Source organism: Pseudobacteroides sp. (assembly GCF_036567765.1).
Taxonomy (GTDB): Bacteria; Bacillota; Clostridia; order Acetivibrionales; family DSM-2933; genus Pseudobacteroides.
The window spans coordinates 120,981-140,641 of the sequence record NZ_DATCTU010000007.1 but is presented as its reverse complement, the minus strand read 5'-3'; the positions used below and the strand labels follow the sequence as shown (position 1 = coordinate 140,641).

At 37.5% G+C, this 19,661-nt stretch carries 25 protein-coding genes and 1 riboswitch; of the genes, 1 reads left to right on the top strand and 24 read right to left on the bottom strand.

Going from position 1 to position 19,661, the window contains the following annotated elements:
• Positions 1-14: 14 nt before the first annotated feature.
• The 14 genes from arsA to VIO64_RS01945 all read right to left on the bottom strand — a co-directional run bounded on the left by arsA (position 15) and on the right by VIO64_RS01945 (position 10,965).
• On the bottom strand, positions 15-1,754 hold the full coding sequence (gene arsA / locus VIO64_RS02010; RefSeq protein ID WP_331914829.1) for an arsenical pump-driving ATPase: 1,740 nt from the start codon (positions 1,752-1,754) through the stop codon (positions 15-17).
• A gap of 10 nt (positions 1,755-1,764) precedes the next feature.
• The gene (gene arsD, locus VIO64_RS02005) at positions 1,765-2,130 is read right to left on the bottom strand and encodes an arsenite efflux transporter metallochaperone ArsD (RefSeq protein ID WP_331914717.1); all 366 of its coding nucleotides are present in this window, start codon (positions 2,128-2,130) and stop codon (positions 1,765-1,767) included.
• A gap of 28 nt (positions 2,131-2,158) precedes the next feature.
• Positions 2,159-2,485 carry a metalloregulator ArsR/SmtB family transcription factor gene (locus tag VIO64_RS02000; RefSeq protein ID WP_331914715.1) on the bottom strand — a complete coding sequence of 109 codons (327 nt, stop codon included), beginning with the start codon at positions 2,483-2,485 and terminating at the stop codon, positions 2,159-2,161.
• 210 nt (positions 2,486-2,695) lie between these two features.
• Positions 2,696-2,887, bottom strand: a complete 192-nt coding sequence (locus VIO64_RS01995) for a CooT family nickel-binding protein (protein ID WP_331914713.1) — start codon at positions 2,885-2,887, stop codon at positions 2,696-2,698.
• A gap of 1 nt (position 2,888) precedes the next feature.
• The gene (locus tag VIO64_RS01990; RefSeq protein ID WP_331914711.1) at positions 2,889-3,305 is read right to left on the bottom strand and encodes a DUF3842 family protein; all 417 of its coding nucleotides are present in this window, start codon (positions 3,303-3,305) and stop codon (positions 2,889-2,891) included.
• Between the two features lie 80 nt (positions 3,306-3,385).
• A complete protein-coding gene (locus tag VIO64_RS01985) occupies positions 3,386-4,144 on the bottom strand; it encodes an ABC transporter ATP-binding protein (RefSeq protein ID WP_331914709.1) in 759 nt (252 codons plus the stop codon).
• Positions 4,145-4,954, bottom strand: a complete 810-nt coding sequence (gene cbiQ / locus VIO64_RS01980) for a cobalt ECF transporter T component CbiQ (RefSeq protein ID WP_331914707.1) — start codon at positions 4,952-4,954, stop codon at positions 4,145-4,147.
• A 104-nt stretch (positions 4,955-5,058) separates the two neighbouring features.
• Positions 5,059-6,111 carry an energy-coupling factor ABC transporter permease gene (locus tag VIO64_RS01975; RefSeq protein WP_331914705.1) on the bottom strand — a complete coding sequence of 351 codons (1,053 nt, stop codon included), beginning with the start codon at positions 6,109-6,111 and terminating at the stop codon, positions 5,059-5,061.
• A 202-nt stretch (positions 6,112-6,313) separates the two neighbouring features.
• Positions 6,314-6,919 (bottom strand): class I SAM-dependent methyltransferase, encoded by a 606-nt coding sequence (locus VIO64_RS01970; RefSeq protein ID WP_331914703.1) that lies wholly within the window; start codon positions 6,917-6,919, stop codon positions 6,314-6,316.
• 170 nt (positions 6,920-7,089) lie between these two features.
• Positions 7,090-7,665 (bottom strand): ferritin-like domain-containing protein, encoded by a 576-nt coding sequence (locus tag VIO64_RS01965; protein WP_331914701.1) that lies wholly within the window; start codon positions 7,663-7,665, stop codon positions 7,090-7,092.
• A gap of 87 nt (positions 7,666-7,752) precedes the next feature.
• Positions 7,753-8,202: a hydrogenase maturation protease gene (locus tag VIO64_RS01960; RefSeq protein ID WP_331914699.1), complete on the bottom strand. Its 450-nt coding sequence runs from the start codon at positions 8,200-8,202 to the stop codon at positions 7,753-7,755.
• Complete coding sequence (locus tag VIO64_RS01955) at positions 8,199-9,611, bottom strand: nickel-dependent hydrogenase large subunit (protein WP_331914697.1); 1,413 nt, start codon at positions 9,609-9,611, stop codon at positions 8,199-8,201. Before VIO64_RS01955 ends, VIO64_RS01960 begins: the two co-directional genes overlap by 4 nt.
• Entirely contained in the window at positions 9,608-10,507 is a 900-nt protein-coding gene (locus tag VIO64_RS01950) for a hydrogenase small subunit (RefSeq protein WP_331914695.1), read from the bottom strand. The genes VIO64_RS01955 and VIO64_RS01950 overlap by 4 nt, the downstream gene beginning before the upstream one ends.
• The gene (locus tag VIO64_RS01945) at positions 10,507-10,965 is read right to left on the bottom strand and encodes a cytochrome b5 domain-containing protein (protein WP_331914693.1); all 459 of its coding nucleotides are present in this window, start codon (positions 10,963-10,965) and stop codon (positions 10,507-10,509) included. Before VIO64_RS01945 ends, VIO64_RS01950 begins: the two co-directional genes overlap by 1 nt.
• Before the next feature lie 181 nt (positions 10,966-11,146).
• On the opposite strand from VIO64_RS01945, the gene VIO64_RS01940 reads away from it, so the two are divergent.
• Complete coding sequence (locus VIO64_RS01940) at positions 11,147-11,461, top strand: demethoxyubiquinone hydroxylase family protein (protein ID WP_331914691.1); 315 nt, start codon at positions 11,147-11,149, stop codon at positions 11,459-11,461.
• Positions 11,462-11,511: 50 nt separating this feature from the next.
• Here VIO64_RS01940 and VIO64_RS01935 read toward each other — a convergent pair whose 3' ends face one another.
• The 10 genes from VIO64_RS01935 to VIO64_RS01890 all read right to left on the bottom strand — a co-directional run bounded on the left by VIO64_RS01935 (position 11,512) and on the right by VIO64_RS01890 (position 19,644).
• Entirely contained in the window at positions 11,512-12,126 is a 615-nt protein-coding gene (locus VIO64_RS01935; protein WP_331914689.1) for a class I SAM-dependent methyltransferase, read from the bottom strand.
• A 36-nt stretch (positions 12,127-12,162) separates the two neighbouring features.
• Positions 12,163-13,131 carry a ketopantoate reductase family protein gene (locus tag VIO64_RS01930; RefSeq protein ID WP_331914687.1) on the bottom strand — a complete coding sequence of 323 codons (969 nt, stop codon included), beginning with the start codon at positions 13,129-13,131 and terminating at the stop codon, positions 12,163-12,165.
• Positions 13,128-13,781 (bottom strand): DUF6064 family protein, encoded by a 654-nt coding sequence (locus VIO64_RS01925; RefSeq protein ID WP_331914685.1) that lies wholly within the window; start codon positions 13,779-13,781, stop codon positions 13,128-13,130. The genes VIO64_RS01930 and VIO64_RS01925 overlap by 4 nt, the downstream gene beginning before the upstream one ends.
• A gap of 40 nt (positions 13,782-13,821) precedes the next feature.
• Entirely contained in the window at positions 13,822-14,496 is a 675-nt protein-coding gene (locus tag VIO64_RS01920) for a DedA family protein (RefSeq protein ID WP_331914683.1), read from the bottom strand.
• Positions 14,497-14,520: 24 nt separating this feature from the next.
• The gene (locus tag VIO64_RS01915) at positions 14,521-14,796 is read right to left on the bottom strand and encodes a hypothetical protein (protein WP_331914681.1); all 276 of its coding nucleotides are present in this window, start codon (positions 14,794-14,796) and stop codon (positions 14,521-14,523) included.
• 13 nt (positions 14,797-14,809) lie between these two features.
• Positions 14,810-15,541 (bottom strand): protein kinase family protein, encoded by a 732-nt coding sequence (locus VIO64_RS01910; protein ID WP_331914679.1) that lies wholly within the window; start codon positions 15,539-15,541, stop codon positions 14,810-14,812.
• Entirely contained in the window at positions 15,532-15,801 is a 270-nt protein-coding gene (locus VIO64_RS01905) for a hypothetical protein (RefSeq protein ID WP_331914677.1), read from the bottom strand. The genes VIO64_RS01910 and VIO64_RS01905 overlap by 10 nt, the downstream gene beginning before the upstream one ends.
• Positions 15,802-15,825: 24 nt before the next feature.
• Entirely contained in the window at positions 15,826-16,194 is a 369-nt protein-coding gene (flgB, locus tag VIO64_RS01900) for a flagellar basal body rod protein FlgB (RefSeq protein ID WP_331914675.1), read from the bottom strand.
• A 42-nt stretch (positions 16,195-16,236) separates the two neighbouring features.
• Positions 16,237-17,649 (bottom strand): cation diffusion facilitator family transporter, encoded by a 1,413-nt coding sequence (locus VIO64_RS01895; RefSeq protein ID WP_331914673.1) that lies wholly within the window; start codon positions 17,647-17,649, stop codon positions 16,237-16,239.
• 623 nt (positions 17,650-18,272) lie between these two features.
• A riboswitch (NiCo riboswitch) is annotated at positions 18,273-18,366 on the bottom strand.
• 225 nt (positions 18,367-18,591) lie between these two features.
• Positions 18,592-19,644 carry a recombinase family protein gene (locus tag VIO64_RS01890; RefSeq protein ID WP_331914671.1) on the bottom strand — a complete coding sequence of 351 codons (1,053 nt, stop codon included), beginning with the start codon at positions 19,642-19,644 and terminating at the stop codon, positions 18,592-18,594.
• Between the last annotated feature and the right edge of the window lie 17 nt (positions 19,645-19,661).

Below are 19,661 nucleotides of genomic sequence, written 5' to 3'. Positions count from 1 at the left end.
AATAACATTCCCTTCTATATACTTTTAATAATACGCTCAATTGAAGCATCCTCAAGCCACGGTATTGCCACAAAGTTTCCTGCGCTTATACCATTTACTTTTTCGATCCACTGGGTTTCAGCTTCAGCGCGAGCAATTAGCATTGGATTTTTCGTATCTGTCATTGAAAGACATTGATTAACAACCCACCAATTGTTTTTTATCCCGGCACGACCTAAGTCTTCTTTGAGTCTCATGGCTTCAAATACAGGTGTAGCCTCAGGTAAAGTAACAATAACCACTTCAGTTAGTTTGTCATCTCTAAGTCTTGGTAGTAATCTCTGAACTGACACAGGAGTTTCACCCTTTGTTCTTTGAACCTCTCTGTGATAACTTTGTGTAGAATCAAGCAGCAAAAGAGTATGCCCGGTCGGTGCTGTATCGATAACTACAACCTCTTTCTCGGACTTATCAACTATTTCAGCAAATGCTCTGAACACAGCAATCTCTTGAGTGCAAGGAGATCTCAAATCCTCTTCGACATATGCAATGTCATCCTCACTCATAGTTTCACGTGCCTTGCTCAACACCTCATTTTGATATTTTAGTAACTCTTGCTTTTCATCAATTTTGCTGAGGGTTATATTTTCAGCACCTTCTATGACATATTTAAGATGGTCTGCCGGGTCAGTAGAAGTCAGGTGCACCTTAACACCTTTTTTACCCAGAGCAATTGCTATTGTCGCTGCAATAGTTGTCTTTCCAACCCCACCCTTGCCCATGGTGAAAACAACCTTTTTCCCAGTTGTATAAATATCATCAATTAAAGCATTGATATGCTTTAATTCATTTGATTTTATTTCCATGTTAATGTTTTTGTAGCTGTCATTGTTGAAAAATGCTCTTATTTTATCGAGACCTAAAATATTGTAGGAACGAAGTGGAAGTGTATATGTCTTAAATTTCTTTAGTCCTTCAGGCATACTACTTATGGCATTTTGCTGTTTATCAAATATTTTATTTGATAATACATCAGAAGCTTCACCCAAAACTCCATTTATAATTAGAAGCTGATTATTAATGCCTAAATCGCTAAGTTCAAGACTTGAACGTTCAGCTTCAAGTAATGGAGTTTCCTCAGGTCTAGAAACAAGAATCAATGTTGTTTTATCCTTATCTGAAAGGTTTAATACAGCTTCCTTATATATACCTTTTTTAGCTTCAAGCCCTGATAACTGCCCTAAGCAAGATGCACCATGGGTACTTTCACTGATGAAATTACTCCAAGCTGAAGGTAACTGAAGCATACGAAGGGTATGTCCTGTTGGAGCAGTATCAAAAATGATATAGTCATATTTATTTTCTGTTGACTTATCTGTTATAAAGTTTGAAAACTGGTCAAAAGCTGCTATCTCCACAGTGCATGAACCTGAAAGCTGCTCCTCCATATTTACGATAACACTATCCGGCAGTTTTCCCCTGTAAGGAGAAATAACTGACTCCCTATATTCTCTAGCTGCTTCCTCCGGATTAAGATTAGCAACAGTAAGACCTGGGACACCATCGATTGGGACTCCTTTGCCATCAAGTTCTGTATTGAAAACATCCTGTAAATTCGATGCCGGGTCTGTACTAATAAGAAGAACCCGGTTTCCTTTATCCGCCAAATTTACAGCAACGGCACAAGCGGTTGAGGTTTTACCTACACCGCCTTTTCCAGTGAAAAACAAGTATTTTGTTAGATTTATTTTATCTATATTAAAGACTTCAAACATGGTGTTCATCCTAACAACACCCCTTAGGTCCGCAACAGCAGCCTCCACTTTTCTTAGGTTTCTCTGTGTTTATTTCTACTTCCAACCATTTTGTAAGTTCCTCATTAGTAGGATAATCTTTCGTTTTAGCAATTTCACCATCTACAATAGTAACAGGTAAAACGTCCGCTCCCTCTTTTTGAAGAATATCACTTATAACTTTGTTAGAAATAAAATCCTGAGGCTCACTGGATAAACCATGTCTTTTGATGATAATTCCTTTTTCCTTAAGTGTATTAATAGTTGTCGCAATTCTCATAAGTTCAGGGTCAATAGAGGGTCCGCAAACTCCTGTAGAACAACACATTGCAGGGTCAAAAATCTCAATTTTCTTCATAATAAAATCTCTCCTTTAAATTAAATAATTAAATATTACAATCTTTGTTTCCATTTTTCTTGCAAATACAATCTTCCTTTTCATTTGTTATCTCAGTTAAAAATGAGAGAACTACATCTGAATTCTCTTTGTTAAGCGTATATCTCATCCAAGCGCCATCGCGAACTCCATTTACAAGTCCACTATCTACAAGGGTTTTCATGTGATAACTAAGAGTTGATTGGGATATGCTGAATTTTTCCAAAATGTCACAAGCACACATTTCTCCACATGATAACATATCAATAATCTTTAATCGGGTCTCATCTGATAATGCCTTAAACGCAGGAACATATTCAGCATGCGAGTGCTTCATAAAATCGCCTCCATTATATTTATATACTTCGATAACATCGAATGTTCTCGATATGATAAAATAATAGTATCACTCACATCGATAGTTGTCAATGTGATTTGTAAAATTGTAAATTCTAAAGAACAAGAAATCCGCAGGTGATGATGTTAATCACACCATTACCTGCGGATTTAGGCAGTTATTCATTAAAATGTCTTTAACTTTTGAATTTCATTCTTCCTCTAGTACAATTCTGTGCTCTACTAATGCCATTTCTTTAATTCTTGCCTTCACAGTTTTTCTTTGACTAAAAATATTCTCAAGTAAAACTTCTTCTCCCGAAGGAACAACTTTGTCTACTGATTCTAATACTAGTCTTTCGTTTCCATCTTTACCTAATAAATAAACATTTGCTTCACACATCTTAATTACCTCCCATAAAGCTCCTAATCATTTCAATAGCATCTTCTATAAAATGGGGAAGTGGCTCGCTTTTTACTCCAGCCACAAAAATATTACATCTGTTTAATGGTATCAAAACCTTTTTAGCCGAACTTTCTGCAACAGCCTTAGCCATCAAAGGCGATAATTCTCCAAGCATTGAATTGGCAGAAATTATTCCGATACTTCCAATAATCAAATCAACTTTAGGAGCATTTACAACAATAGCATTTTCACCAGAAGCTCCCTCATTAGCTCCAGACTTTAGCATAAGGGCAGTGGCAAGAGCATTAGTTCCTAGAGCAAGTATTTCTATTTCATCGCCAAAGCAAACTCTTAGTTTTTCAACAATTGCCTTCCCAATACCTCCACCTTGACCATCTATAACTGCGATTCTCAATTCGTTTCACTCCAATCATAAATCTTTCAACTATATTATAGCAAAAAAACAAGCAAAATGATTGGATTATTGGAATCAAATCATTTCTTTGAAATCCCGCAAGCAGGACAATTTTGAATAGAAAGAGGGACTTCTAATCCGCAGTTGTCCAGCAATTCGGCGTTTGTTAAAACATCTACTGTTGCTCCATCTGCGACAACTTCGCCTTCTTTTATCACAATAATTCTTTTACAAGTCTCAAACATCATGTCTAAATCATGGCTGGTTATGATTTTTGTATGTTCAAAGCTTTTCAACAAAGCCATGACTCTCCGTCTTGACTTCGGATCTAAAGCTGATGTTGGCTCATCCATAATCAATACATCAGACTGCATTGATAAAACAGTAGCAATAGCTGCAGACCTTTTTTCACCGCCTGATAATTTAAAAGGTGCACGATTTTTTAAATGGGGTATTCCCACCAACTCCAAAGCTTCTAGTACTCTGCTTTCCACTTCCGATTCATCAAGTTTGTAATTTCGTGGACCAAAGGCTACATCATCAAAAACAGAGGTCATAAACAACTGATCATCGGGGTCTTGGAAAACCATTCCCAGCCGCTGCCTTATCATTGGCAATGTCTTTTTAGTCACATGAATATCTCCAACAAGAACTTCACCTTTATCCGGAAAGAGGACACCCATCAGTAACATTAGCAGAGTGGACTTCCCAGCTCCATTGGCACCAATAATACCAACAGATTCACCATGATGAATTGTAAAGGATATATTCTTGACCGCTTCATGTCCATCTGGATATGAAAAATAAAGGTTTTTTACCTCAAGTTTATGATGACTCATCTATTTAATCACTCCTGTAAACAACGAACCTATCAACATAGGTATATTGTAAATTCTCGCTATAATAAAAAATAAACTCCATCCTGTCAGATAAGCAAAATCTTTCAAGCCAACCCTTGAAACATTTCCAGTGTTGTATTCGCCTGTAAAGCCTCTCAAACTCATTGATTGATGTACTCTTTGTGCTCTTTCAAAAGTTCTTAGTATCAATTGCCCTGCAAAAGAACCCCAAACATTTCTATGAACTCCTTTATGTCCGGGTGCCCTCATAGTATAAGCCCGCTGCATTCTGAAAACCTCTTCAATAAGTACAGAAATATACCTATAGGTTAATAGTAGTTGTAAAACAAAAATCTTAGGGATTTTGAGCATTCTTAATGCTGTAGCCAGTTTATCCATTCCTGTAGTTGCAACAAGCAGTATGCTGACTACAACCGTCAAACCACATTTTATAAAAATTGAAAGGAATGTAATCCAGCCTCGTGATATGGCAACTCCGCCAATCAACAGAGTATAATTATCAAACAACGGATTCAAGATACCTATTCCAATAATAAAAGGCTCGACAAGCAAAACCCTTTTTAGAATTGGAGCTACAGGTAATTCCGCAAATGTAAAAATTAGTACCGGATAAAAAACATAAGGCAAAAGGCTTCCAATTTCATACCTTCCAAATGAAACAACCATAACCAAATAAACTATTGTGGTTACAAGCTTAACAAGTGGATGCACTCTATGTATGGAAGATTCCTTCTGCGCCAAATCATCCAGAAGCCTCATATTATATAATGAACTTATCATCTTAGACATATAAAACCAAATCCTATACAAAATTTAAGGGCAGGGTTTTATGCCCCGCCCAGGATGCATGGGCGAGCAGCAAGCATACTTGCTTGCGACCAGCCCAGCTTTAATCATGCGGTAACTTTTCTTTTCTTCCTTTTGGTCATGCTAATAATTAGCCCCATTAATGCTGCCAATGCAAGTGTCATTGTTCCACCCACTATGCCGGAAACACTTGTGCCTGCATTAACTGAAGGCCATGCATTTTCTTCTGTCGCTTGATTTTCACTATTTTCACCTTCATTTGTTTTAAAGCTGTAATTAGGTAAAAATGCTGTTTTGCTTTGTACTTCAGACAATGTTTTATGTATTCCATCTTGTGCTTCAAGTTCAGTTTTCCCTGCGGTTTTAAACATAGACCATTCAAGTCCATCAGGGTTTGAAGAAGCAAACCATGAAAGGGCACCACCAACCACAACTACTGCAATCAACAGTCCCGTCAAAACTTTCTTTATAGATATGTTTCCAAGAGCTTCTCCAATAGCCGCTTTTTCAATGATTTCAGGTCTTGCCCTCCAGACAAAAGTAACAATCGCTGATGTTACAAGACCTTCAACAACACCTATCCCAAGGTGTATTGGTTGCATTAAAAGGACAAATGTTCCAAAAGGCAATTCAGTCTTTCCTGAAAATAGCGTTTCAAGTACAACGCTAAAGGCTCCCATTTGGAGACCAATCAGTGCAGAAGTCATTGATGCCCCAAAAATCCTTTTTGAATTCACACCTTTTCGTGTAAACCACTTGTAAATATAAGGATAGGCAATGAAGCAGGTATAAAATCCAAGGTTAAATACATTGCACCCATATGCAAGCAATCCACCGTCACCAAAGAATAATGCCTGAATAAGTAGAATTGAAGCCATTGTTAGAAAACCAGCATAGGGTCCTAACAATATTGCAAGCAACATACCTCCTCCGAGATGTCCGCTTGACCCTGTTCCGGGTATTGAAAAGTTAATCATTTGAGCTGCGAATACAAATGCTCCCATAACTCCCATGAGTGGGATTTTCTTTTCATCAAGATCGTTTTGAATTTTTTTGATTGAATATGCTGCAACTCCAACAGTAACAGCAAGCATGGTTCCACCCACTACTGGTGAAATCAAGGCATCAGCCATATGCATACTATCGACTCCTTTACAAAATAAAATACCCATGAAGGGTGTAATAAATCTTAGCCCCTTCATGGGTCTGCTTTTATATTTGTTTTGAATCAATCAATACTGCTGAAACCTTCTTGGTCTCAATTCTTAAATAAATATATCACAAAATTTCAATCTTTGTCAAAAGTTTTTTAAAGTTCCAAAATCCCCAAAAAACACTTATCTATCTCATGCCTATAAGCACTTGCCCAAACATACCAAATTTCTTAACTTTCAGATTGACAAACCCTTGTTCTTGAAAGAACGCCATAAGTTCATTCTTTCCATATACTTTTACATCGCCCATTTTCAAATGCGGAAGAACAAGATTTGCTAATTGTCTTGCAATAGGAGGCATATGTATATCAGCCAAATAGATGTACCCACCTGGCTTTAGAACCCTTTTCGCCTCAGATGCAAACCTTTGTGGCTCTGTAAAATGATGAAATGCTGCACAAACCGTTATTACATCAAAGAAAGAATCTTCAAAGGGCAATTTTGAACTGTTTGACGAGACAAACTGCATTTCTGGATATCTACACTTAGCTTCCTTAATCATGTTTTCGGAAATATCCACTCCATAGGCTTGAATTCTATTTTTCCCTGAAAGCATTTTCAGCATGTTGCCATTACCACATGCAACATCAAGAACTTTGAAAGAGTTGTTAAGGTGAATCACATTGGCTATTTCCTCTTTGAATCCTTTGGTAAATCTACCATCAAAGGTATTATCATATTCTGCAGCTATTTTATTATAGTTAATCATTGATTGTTCTGTTTTTTTATCCATATAATTATCCTGTCTCAAAAAATATTGAAAGTATCAAAAGTCCAATAAAAATAATTGTACCATAATATACTCAGGCTGACATGAAAATTCACAATCAATATATGTAAATAAGCCACTATGTGAAATGCTTTAACTTCCACCAGCAGCTTATAAATATGTGTACAGAAGCACTACACCCTGCATCCGTTTTTTGAATACAAATAACTGTATAAGATTCCATGCCTTATCTCATCAGTAATAATCCCCGTTAGGATATTGATTTGAACCCTATCCTGCAACGCATAGAGTATCTTTCTGTATTTTCTCACAGCGTTTTGTTCTCCTTTAAGAGCTCTTTTTACTCCTTCACAGTAGGATGCAGGCTTCTCAAAGGTTACATCCTGTGGTGGCGGCAGCATCCGTCCTGTCAATTGAAAATAAACCTGTCTGAATAGGCTGAAATGACGGATTTCATCATCACGAATCCCCATGATTATTTCTTTGTCTTCTTCAGAAGGTGCATTATCAATCAGGTATTGATAAAACATTCTATCTTCCGCTTCCCCGGCAACAGCTTCCTGGATTAGCTTTAAAGCACCAGGAACATTTTGGGGATAAGTGTATTCTTCTAATCCAGCCATAGTCTGGGGATTATTCGGCATCTGATATTGTACAGGCATCATCATTTCCGGTGCAGTTTGCGGCATCTGATATTGATTTTGCATCATGCAAGGCGGCATATAGGGCATACTGCTATAACTCTGCATAAAAGAATCCTCCTCGTTATAACTTTACATAATATTTTATGCAGAGAAGATTAAAAAGGTTCTTGCGTCAGGATTATAAATGCGTCCTTATAGAATATGGGAATTAATTATGTTTTCTATTTCCTCAACAATTTTAAAATACTGTTCCTGAAGAATTGCTGACAAACCAAAGGAATACTTAATCTCATATGGTTCAAGGCCAATAAACAGACCTTCAATGCTTTTACCTGTAATTTCAATTTCGCTGAGTAAATGTGAGTCATGAATTGACATTGGTTGTATGGGATTTTTAAAGACTTGCTCAAGAGGAATGATACTTATTTCTCCGGGCCCTTTACTAAAACAAGCTGCATCCACAATAATTATATAGGATGCATTTTCGATTTGATTCAAACAAAAATAAGTATCAGTTTCTCCAATGACATAGCGGATATCGGGATTTGTGTTTCTCTTTTCCAACTCTTCTACTACATACACACCAATCCCGTCATCCAGCATTAACCGGTTTCCGATTCCAAGGACAATCACTTCTTTCATGGTATCACCTGTATGCTTTTAATACACTCCCCCTTTGAATACACATGGGTTGCACAGGATACGCAAGGATCAAAGGAACGGATGATCCTCCCCAGTTCAACCGGGTTGTCAATTCTCTGTATTACAGTACCCACTAATGCTTGTTCAGCGGTTCCTCTTAAATTGTTATTCCCCCTTGTGGAAAGGTTCCATGCAGAAGGGGTTATTATCTGATAAAAAGAAAGCTTTTCTTTATCAATTTTAAGCCAATGTCCAAGAGCTCCCCTTGTTGTGTCTATAAGACCTGCCCCTGAGGAGGAAGTTGGAATAGCATATTCCTTCTGTACAGATACTCCAGGAATTAAGTTTTCTATAAGTATGCTGATGATTTCAGCGATTTTCTTTGCTTCCAGAACCCTCGCAATAGTTCTATCCATTGTTGATATTCCATTTCTATATTCACCGGAGAGCCATTGTCTTGCCAGTGGTCCTACTTCATAGGGCAACCCATTATACCGGGGAGCCTTTACCCAGGAATACGCCTGCCTTTTGCTCATATCTGCTTCCGGCACTGTATCCATAGGCTTATACTCATCCATCTTATCTTGGTACCATGAGTAATCAATCTCCTCAGTTATTTCACAAGGATTAAACACATTCACCTTTCCCTGTGAGTAGACCAAGGGATTAACATAAAGAGTCCCAAGCTCCTTATATCCGTTAAAACAGCCATAGCTCAGAAGGTTTCCATAGCCTCCGCCCATCTTGTAGTAGTCACTGTAATATTGAGCAATGGTGTAAGCATCCGGTATCATTCTACTGACTATAAATTGCTGTATGCTATGTAATATGGATTTGATTTTGATAATTCTGTCAGTCGTTGCCTGAGTAGTAATTCCACCCACAAAAATCCCATGATTATGTGGTGCCTTCCCGCCGAGTACTGCCAGCATTTCATGAGCATTTCTGCTTATATCCAGGGACTCGAAATAGTGTGAAGCTATCTCGTCATTTTTGTGTTTAGGAAGTCTGAAATCATTATGATCCGTCACGTATAGCGGGTACTTGTCTGGCAGCCTAACGAAATCAGGGATGGTGTACTGATAAAAATGTCTGATATGATTTTGTAGAAACTCACACCCATGAAGGATATCACGCAGATACCTTCCTTGCTCGGTTGGAATTACACACATCGCTGCTTCAAGCGCAAGGGTTGATGCCATGGAGTGGGCTGTAGAGCATATGCCGCAGATGCGCTGCGTAAAATATACAGCATCAAAAGGATTTCTTCCTACAAGCATTTTTTCAAACCCACGGAAAAGCAGTCCCTCTGTTTTAACATCCACTACTGTATTATTTTCAATTGTTGCATCGATCTCCATGAACCCGCTGATTCGAGTAACCGGGTTTATAACAATCCTCTTTGTCATTCCTTTACCCCTCTTGTAGTGTTATAGGTGATGAACGGTTCCATTTGATCTGGAAATCCGAACTGGGCACAGCCTATGCATGGTGTGTCATCCTCGATGGGCCAGTTAACATATTGATTCCATTTTCGTATCGGGCAATCTATACGGGTAACAGGTCCCCTGCAACCCAGCTTGAACATGCAGGTGCTTTCTCCCAGTTTTTTTGCAAAAATTCCTTTATCAAAAAATGACCTTCTTGGACAGCGGTCATGGATTAAGGTACTGTAAAACAATAACGGTCTATCTCTGCTGTCAAGCTCGGGTTCACCATATAGAAGGATATGTGCCAGTGTTCCTAAAAACCAGTCCGGATGGCAAGGGCATCCCGGAAGCTTTATGACCTTTCTTTTTAGTACACTTTGAACACTGACACAATCGGCAGGATTTGGTTTAGCTGCAGAAACACCCCCATGAGTGGCACAAGCCCCAAGCGCTATAACATGTGAAGCTTTTTCTCCCAGCATCTTGATTGCCTTAAGGGCAGTAACCGGCTCGCCCTTCCAGCGGCCGATAACATTATATAGACCGTTGTTTCTAGTTGCCACCGCTCCCTCTACTGCAAGAATATACTCTTTATCAGTAGTGTCCATTAATTTCTCCATGGCACTTTCACCTTCAGCTGCCATCAAGCTATTATCATAGACAAAGTCGGTCATCTGAGAGATTAAATATTTGAAATCAGGATTTGACCCATCCAAAAGTGAAATGATATTGCCTGAACAACCTGTTAATTCGAGCCAAACCAGATTCTTCTTAACCAAGGTACCATTCCTGATTTCACCTTCAACTTTATTAAATAAATCCGATGCTGTCTGAAGACGGACAGCATACTCCGGACAAGTCTGTGTTGTATTCATCAAATCAACTTCCCTACTACTTTTAATTTGTTTAATATGGTCTGTCCTGCATGGCATGAGGCAAATTCACTTGTTAAGTCTTTTCCCGCCGTAAGGCCAAAGTGTGATGCAGCAGCCCAGGCAGCATTCTTTGTGACATCATATACTGTTCCGTTTACTGCCACATAAGCAGGATTTCCATCTTTCCCGTTAAACTTCGACAGTTCCTGAAGTGTAAGGTCTCTTTGGTTCTGCTGGTTCTGTTGTGGCAACGCTGAAGAGCTTACCTGCATCTGGTTCATCTGGCAGCATATCATGCCACTTAAAAAATCAATCTCGTTCATTTTTGCCCTGAGTTGGTACAGAAGCATATTTCTGGTGTATATACAGGGAGCTGCATATATTAAATTGATATAGTTCTCCGCTTCAGCGGTAATTGTTTTTATCCTCTCGCATATAGCGTTATCATAGCAATTCATAAAACCCACTCCTACAAATCTATTAGTTCAATTGAAAATTTATTCGTTCAAATAAAAAAGAACAGATATACATAATATAACCTATGCTGTTCTTATTGTTTCAGTTACTCAATTTAATGCATATAAATTTGTACTTTGCTAATGATAACTGTGAGACTTTTATAAAAAAGGATGTGTTTTTATGGCACTATTAGGAAACCCCTTTGTAGCAAACGTACCAAGACAATTGACCAATGAAGAATTAGCTCAAGCCCTTCGGGTAGATATGGCCGGGGAGCTGGAAGCCATTATTGGTTATGAAGCTCATGCAATGGCAACCAATGATGATAGAGTGAAAAAGATTCTTTATCATATTGCTGATGAAGAGAGAAAGCATGTTGGTGAATTACAGCAATTACTTTATATTATCAGCCCCAAGGATGCAACCCAAACAGAAAAGGGCAAACAGGTGGTCGAACAACAGCAGTCCCAGAATTTCAGTACACCTATACAGTAACAGAGTAGGGCCGTGTTCATTTTTTAAGCACAGCCCCTACTTACATATAATTAATTTACTGACTTTTCAAGAAGAATGTTTCTATAATTACCGCCCATCATTAACGCGTCATCTCTTATTATACTAAGCTGCATCCCAGACACCATTACTTCAAACTCTCTATTTATGTCTGTGCCAATGAAGGCAGTTATCTTGCTGACTAGTCTACGTATAATTGTAATTTTCCCTTCCTTTTTCAAAAATTTATCAAATACGATAATCTGTCCATTTCCCTTAAGAATTCTATTCGCTTCGCTTAATACTTTATCTGGATTTTCGGCAACACTAAGTATAAGGTTGAGAATAACAAAATCAAATGTAGAATCTTGAAAATCAACTTTTTCTGCATTCATATTAAGAAACATCACATTTAAATGCCCAGCTTTTTTCCTTGCTCTTTCAAGCATGGACTCTGAAATATCAATGCCTATGCACATGCAATCCTTTGGTATATACTTGATATCTTCCCCGGTGCCAACTCCCATAAGTAAAACCTTACTACCCTTTTTAAATTCAATTGACTTAAAAACTTTAATCCTTGCAGAAGCAAGAATTTTCCCAAAAACCAAATCATATACCGGTGCAAGTCTTTTATACTTTAAAATATTTGTAGAATTCTTCATCATGGCTAATATTCTCCCTTCTTCTTTTATGGATAGTCCTTAAATATTTAATAATCTGTCAAAGCTATCTTTAAAGCTTTTGTATACCGGCATATCTATTCCGTACTTCTCCCCGGCCTCCAAAATATCGTAATACATGGTCTCCATTTCCTCTGGAGAACCAGACACATGCCCCTCAAACATTCTTTTCATATCTTCTGAGTCAAAAAGCTTTTGTGAAAAAGGTACTAATAAAAACAAAGGAAAATAATAGTAACTTGTAGGAGCAATCCTTGCAGGGTTTATACTTTCTGCCCTACAGGTTTCAAATGCTTCTCTCATTCCTATGTATAGTTGTCTCATAATCTCTTTATTGCATACCAATTTTTCATATGTACCAGCCTTGGCATAAGCTCCGAGAATAGTTGCCGCCCAAACATAATGGCAACGGATATAAGGAATAATTTTTGTAGTCACTTTAGGATTTAGCTTTGCCGTTTTAATCAAAGTATAGATTTTATTGAGCCTTTCGGATTTTCTGCCGTCTTTTTCCCCTAACATGGTGTTGGTAAATGAATTGCCAAATATAACACATCTTATTACATTGTCTTCTTTGCCTCCGCCTGCTTTGAAAGGATATCCAAAAAAATATTGGGTTGGCTTCAAATACTGTTCTATAAACTTTTCTTCGCCCGGTCTTATATTCTGAAGAAAAAACACATCTACTCCCTGAGAATTCTCTTTAAGTAGCTCCAAGACTGGAACGAGTTGATCACTCCCAACAGAAACCAAAATCAAATCATACTCTGATAAAAGTTTTGGATTATCAATGAATTTCGGCATATAGTGTACTCTATTTTCAGTACTCTTCGAATGCCTTGTATCAAGGCACTCAATTTCTATTCCTTCTTTTTCATAGAAGTCTTTTTTACCTTTTCGCACATAATGCGTCAATTCACAACCTATTCCTGAAAGTTGCCAAGCATATGTTGTTCCAATTACCCCTGTTCCAATTACCAAAATCCTCATTCAATCCGCCCTCCTTCACAAAAGTATCTGGATTTTCTTTTTGAGTTAATCAAATATACTACTGCATATAAACCTGATATAAATAATATTAAATCCTCATAAACATTAAACATTATTGATTTAGGTAGTCCTGTAAATGCCCACACAAGCAAAAGTAATAATAGCAACTTATTTATTTTTCCTTTTGCTGTACAAACAAGTGTTAGTGCCACTACAACTAATGGACACGGCATTATGAGTGTCACAATTGATGGATATCTGCCCCCTAATACAAAACTTAACACTGGATATAATGCATACAATAAAATAAACAATAACGTAAAAAGCCTTGGAATTTTCATCTTATGCAATTCAAACACCATATTTTTCTTTATTGAATCTACAAGAAATAATACACCGACAAGAATATATAAGGGACCTGCAAAAAACCGTCCAACAGCACTTTGGTCATAAACCCAAAAGAATATGATACCAACCCACGAAAAGACTACAAAAAGGCTGACTTTCAATGCGACTTGCATCCATTCTTTCCCTATAAACAAAGCCATAAGGACAAGGCTCATTAGCATTATAACCATAGGTATCTGCAACCACATGGTCTGCTGATTATAAGTAGAAATTACATTCCAAAACTGTTCCGCAGACTTCATTCTGCATTCACCCCACAATTCTTGTTTTATGCAACCGACCTTATTCTTCCTGTAGTGTAGCAGTTGTCTTTTCTCTTTTTGCATTAATAGCAGTAACAATTGCAGGAAGAAGCGATACAAAAATAATCCCAAATATGACGTAGGTAAAATTGTTTTTTACTACAGGGATATTGCCAAAGAAGTAGCCCCCAAACATGAATATCAATACCCATGCAATTGCTCCAACGGCGTTATAAATTGTAAACTTTACAAAATTCATTTTTCCTATTCCAGCCACAAATGGAGCAAATGTTCTTAATATAGGCAGAAACCTTGATAAGAGTATTGCTTTCCCACCATGCTTCTCATAAAAAGCATGAGCCTTATCAATATATTCCTTCTTCACAATCCGTCTGATAAATTTATACCTCGTACTTTCAAGAATCCGATTTCCAATTGTCTTACCAATGAAATAATTCAAAGTATTTCCGCCTATAGCTGCAATAATAAGAAGTATTAAAGCAAGCTTGAAATCCATTACCCCTGAAGCGCCTAGTGCTCCAATTACAAACAAAAGCGAATCCCCAGGAAGGAATGGTGTTACAACCAGTCCTGTCTCACAGAAAATTATGAGAAACAGTATCAAATATGTCCATGCTCCATAATCCTGCATTAGCTCTGCCAAATGCTTGTCTATGTGTATTACAAAATCAATCAATTGTGTTATTAATTCCATCTTGTCCTCCTCATTTGTTGACTACTATTCACCATTAAATAAATTCTTTAAAAAATTATCCGCAATTTGTTTGAAAAATCCCCTTATCACATTATCCGGAGAATCTCCAAATATAAAATTGATAATTCTCATGAATCCGTCATAAATCTGTGTGTGGTACTTGAATGCCAGGATTGCTGCGATAATTATCAAAACTATAAAAACGGCTACAATAAACAGGCAACCTGTAAGGAGCACCTTTAATGCCTTTTTGCTAAAACGATTCCGTTTCAGATAGTAAAGAATATCTTCAATATCCATATATTCACCACCTCTATGGTTTGCATCCAATAATTTTATAAAAATCCGTTTCCACTTCCTCAATCCTGCAATAGCGTTTTTCAACACCCATCAGCCTTTTCAGGAAGAGCCGTTCAGTATCAGAAAGCTCCAGCTCATCAAACCAGGGTCTTTTCTTACCATTTTCATAATCAAAAGATGAGTAATACAAATGCAGCAGGAAATCACCTAAAAAGGCGAAATCCATGTCTGCTTTGTATTTTCTATCATTAATCCAGCGGGCAAGTCCAAAATCCACAAGGTTTACATTTTCACCGTTATAAAGGGTATTAGGCACACGAATATCCCTGTGAACCACGCCTTTTGAGTGAAGATATTTCAACAATTCAATCAGTTGTCCTGCAATCCGGTATATCTCATCTTTTTCAAAAGCTTTCTTGTCAAGATAGATGATATCCTCAAAGGTTCTTCCCTCTTTGAATTCCAGCACATACCCATAGAAATGGGCATCCTCGATTTTATCAATGAACTGAGGAATGGATTCATGATGTAATTCTTGCAGTATTTCCTCTTCAAACCGAACCTTCCCCTTTGATTTTTTTAGCATGCCAGGCTTCAACTGTTTTAAAATAAACTGTTTTTGGCAGCATGAAACCTGATAACAAATGCCAAATCTGCCCTCGCCAAGGATTTCTATTATTTCATACCCTTTAATCTTTTCTCCCTGCCTGTAAATCCTGTCCTTATTAAACAGATTTAGGACCATGAGCTTTTGCGGCGATGACGGTCAGGATAATGGCCATTGTTCTGATTAGGATGGTATCCTCCCTGATTATGGCCATGGTGGTCTGAATAATGCCCGTCATGACGGTTCGAATATGACCTTGAATGCCTCTTTGAGCCGGTCAACGCATCAAATATCTTGCCAAGTATCCCTCCTGAACCATGCGGTCTTTTATAATACTCACCACCGTGATTATTGTTGGGGTAGTGCCCCTTGCTTCTTGATCTTGAAAAAAAACTCATAATAAAATCCTCCTCGATTATTTGTTATTTGCCTTCCTTTATAACCATCTTTAGCTTATCAAAGCCTGCCATTTGAACAAGTGCATTATACTTTATTGTATTTTTTGCAAGCTCGGCCATTTCGGCTTCGATGTCCACATTATTGCCGTCCAGCCTCATGCTTAGATTTTTATTTTCCTCTACAACCTTTATTTCAATCTGGTCAACATCACTTTTTTTGAAGTCCTTGCTATCCATCGCCTTTCTCAATTCATCCTCAAAAGATACGGATTTCCTTTTGTATCCCGGTGTGTCAACATTTGCAATGTTTTGAGCAATTGCTTCATTTCTTTTCCATGATGCATCCAGAGCCTTATGAATAATTTTTTTGCCGTCAAAAAGTTTATCCAGCATAGAGACTACTCCTTTCAATCATGAAATTTCAACATGCTATTTTCACCTATTCTCCTCAAGTGGTTCAAAATGTATGTGTACATTTTCCAAACGGTTCACATTTTTCCTCAATTCATTTTTTATTGTCCTTGATATCACTTCCAGCTTATCAACTGTAAAATCTCCCATTACACCGCAGTGCAAAAAGGTAGAAATCTTGTCTCCCTTGCTATAAAGCTTTATTTCATGACAATCGACATCTTCATTTATTTTACTAACAGTTTCACAGATGCTGGCAACAATTTCGCTTCTTGATTCAGTAATATCCTTTGTCAGTACTACTTCTTCAGCACATTCGAAATAGAGATTTACATTATCAATCCCCTGCATCGCCTGCTGAATCCTATTTGAAATAAGGTGCGACAATTCATGGGATTCTCTTAATGTAAGATTTTCTGTTAATTCTATATGTGCAGTAATATTTTTCTTGCCTTCGAGGTCATACACATGAATGTTATGAATATTGGAGCAATCCGGTATTTGTGAAACTATTTCCTCAAGAGTCAGATTTATATTCAAATCTGTAAGCTCTGCCCTACGATTTAGAGGAAAGGTGCTGACCATAATATCACATCTTTCTACTTTCTCGGAAATCCTCTCCCTGATTTCATGAACTATGGAATGAACTGCCTTGTGGCTTTGATTTGGATCTATCCCAACATTAACATCAATGTACTTAATTGCTCCCGATGGTCTAATTCTAATATCTGCAACCTGCAGGATGCCAGATATTTTACTGACTTCCTTCTCTATGATTTCTTTCATGCCTTTGGGTGCAGTATCAAGCAGTACATCAATTGTTTCCTTACCCAGCTTGAAGCTAACCTTTATAACAAGAAGAGCTACACCTAATGCCGCTATCGGATCTGCATACTTCAGTACTGGAATGTTGAAATAATCTCCTATACCAACAAAAATCAAGCCGACAATTACCACCGAAGAACTCCAGACATCACTGCTGAAGTGTAGAGCATCCGCTTCCAATGCCTGACTTCCATGCTCTTTTGCCGCTTTTTTTAGCACTTTAACTCTTGAAACATCCACGATTATGGAGATGATCATTGTTAAAACACCCCATTGAACTCCAATTAACTCTGCACCCTTTCCAAAAAACAGTTTTTCAACCGCTTCATAAATAATCCATCCACAGGTAATAAAAAGTAAAACTGTTTCTATAAGTGCTGAAAAGCTTTCAATTTTCCCGTGTCCATAGTGGTGCTTTGAATCTGCAGGCTTATCAGACACCTTAACCGCAAAAAATGTGATGGCAGCTGCACATAAATCCAAACCGGAATGTAATGCTTCAGATAGAATTCCCAAGCTCCCAGTAAAAAGACCCACCACTATTTTCATTGTTGTGAGAAAAACTGCTGCAAAAACAGAACTTAATGCTGCCTTTTGTTTGTCAATTGTCATAATCAGACCATCTCCCATATACTTTATAAATCAATTCTATAGAATAATTTTGGATTTTGCGCATGATTAAAACACTCCTTTGTCCTGATTCAATCAGACTTATTCAAATAGACAGCTAAGTCATAAGAATAAGCGTTCAAATCAGAATAATATCTATAGCATTATTATCCAAACTGCTAAAGATATCACTTCAGAGTGTTACACTACAAACTTGTATTTGCTACCGTGAAAATAGAAACACAGTATCGACTCCAAGAGCCGAACTGATACTTTGAAAGAGAATATAACAAAAAAGATTACATGAGCATTTACTTTTAGGAAATTGCACCCTATTAGCTTTGACATCCAGAAAACTTTGAGAATCAGTGCTTTTAATTTCTTTAATATTTTTCTAAACCTGATTACCAGCTTGTTATTGTTTATTGCGTGGCAATATAAGCCTTCTATTTCATGGTGTTCATGCCCTTCAACAAAAGCGTGTGGCATAAAAATTGAAGACAAAGAAAATAGTAGCATCAAGAAAACTACACATATTTTATTTTTCTTAAAAAGCTTGTTAGACAGCATGTTCATGTTCAACCTCGCTATATAAAAATACCTGTGGCACCATAATTTGTTTAAATTATAGTCCCACAGGTATTTTCCCTGCTGCCAGCTAATTGCCAGCCCAGCCCCACACACTTCATAAAAGTGTATCGCCTGCTCTATTAGTAAATATTTATTTGCCACATCTATAGTTTATGCTATTTAGAATCAATTTGTCAATTTTTTTTTGCCTTTTTATTCTTAGGTTTTACAATAATAATATAATCACCATATAATTATCTTAAAAAAATCTTTATGGTTCATGAATGAATTTTATTTCTTTGCCCACAAACAATTTATCCAGAAAAGTAAAAACACCCCCATAAAACCGCACAATCACAGTTTTATGGGGATGTTTTATATATTCACTTCAAACTCCAAACCATCCTTGAATATAAAAATCAACTTTTTCTCTTGATATACCATCACATTCTCAATAGTAGCATTCCAGACTTCCTCATCAAACCCATCCAGTAAGGTATCATTTTTCTCAATCATCCTCATGAAATCCTTTATGCTTTCCTTTTTGGCATTACGCTCTTGCCGCTTGTTCAGATTGTCATCTATCGCCATCTTTATTTCTTCATAACGTTCCACCAATCCGGTATATCGTTCCTGGTATTCTTGCTGATCCATGACCGTACCTGCATTTTCCTCCACACATTTCCTGACAAGCTCTGCTACAACCTCACATTCACTCTGAAGCCTGGCATTTTCCTTTTCAAGTCTGGAGGTATCTGTCAGAGTTTCAATAACTGCTTCATAGCCTTCCAATATTTCATCCCTGTTTTCAAGGAGGCTGTTGAAAGCTTTGATAAAGGATGATTTCAAATCTTCCTCATAAATATGTGGTGTTTTACATTTTTCCTCATTCTTAAACTTGTGATTGCACTGCCAGATGACTCTCCGATATTTACTGGTGGAGTGCCACACCTTGCTCCCGTAAAAGCTACCGCATTCACCGCAGATAATCTTCCCCGAAAAGCATCCTCCCCCGGTTTTATATCCTTTGGCATTTTTCCTTTTTCTAAGTTCATGCTGGGCAAGGTCAAACACCTCCGGAGTTATGATTGCAGGGTGGCTGTTCTCAACATAGTATTGAGGAATCTCGCCCTCGTTGACCTTCTTTTTCTTTGTCAAAAAGTCCACTGTGAAGCTCTTTTGCAGCATGGCAGCACCCTTGTATTTCTCGTTTTGAAGAATGCTTGTTATGGTACTGGACTGCCATTCATCCTTACCGGACGGTGTAGGGATTTTTTCTTTAGTCAGGTATCTTGCAATTCCGGAATGGGTTTTACCCTCAAGAAACATCTTATAAATCAATCTGACTGTTTCAGCTTCCTTCTCAACGATTTCAGGGAAACCATCCTCTCCCTTTTTGTAGCCAAGAAACTGACCATATGGGAGCATTAGCTTTCCATCTGCAA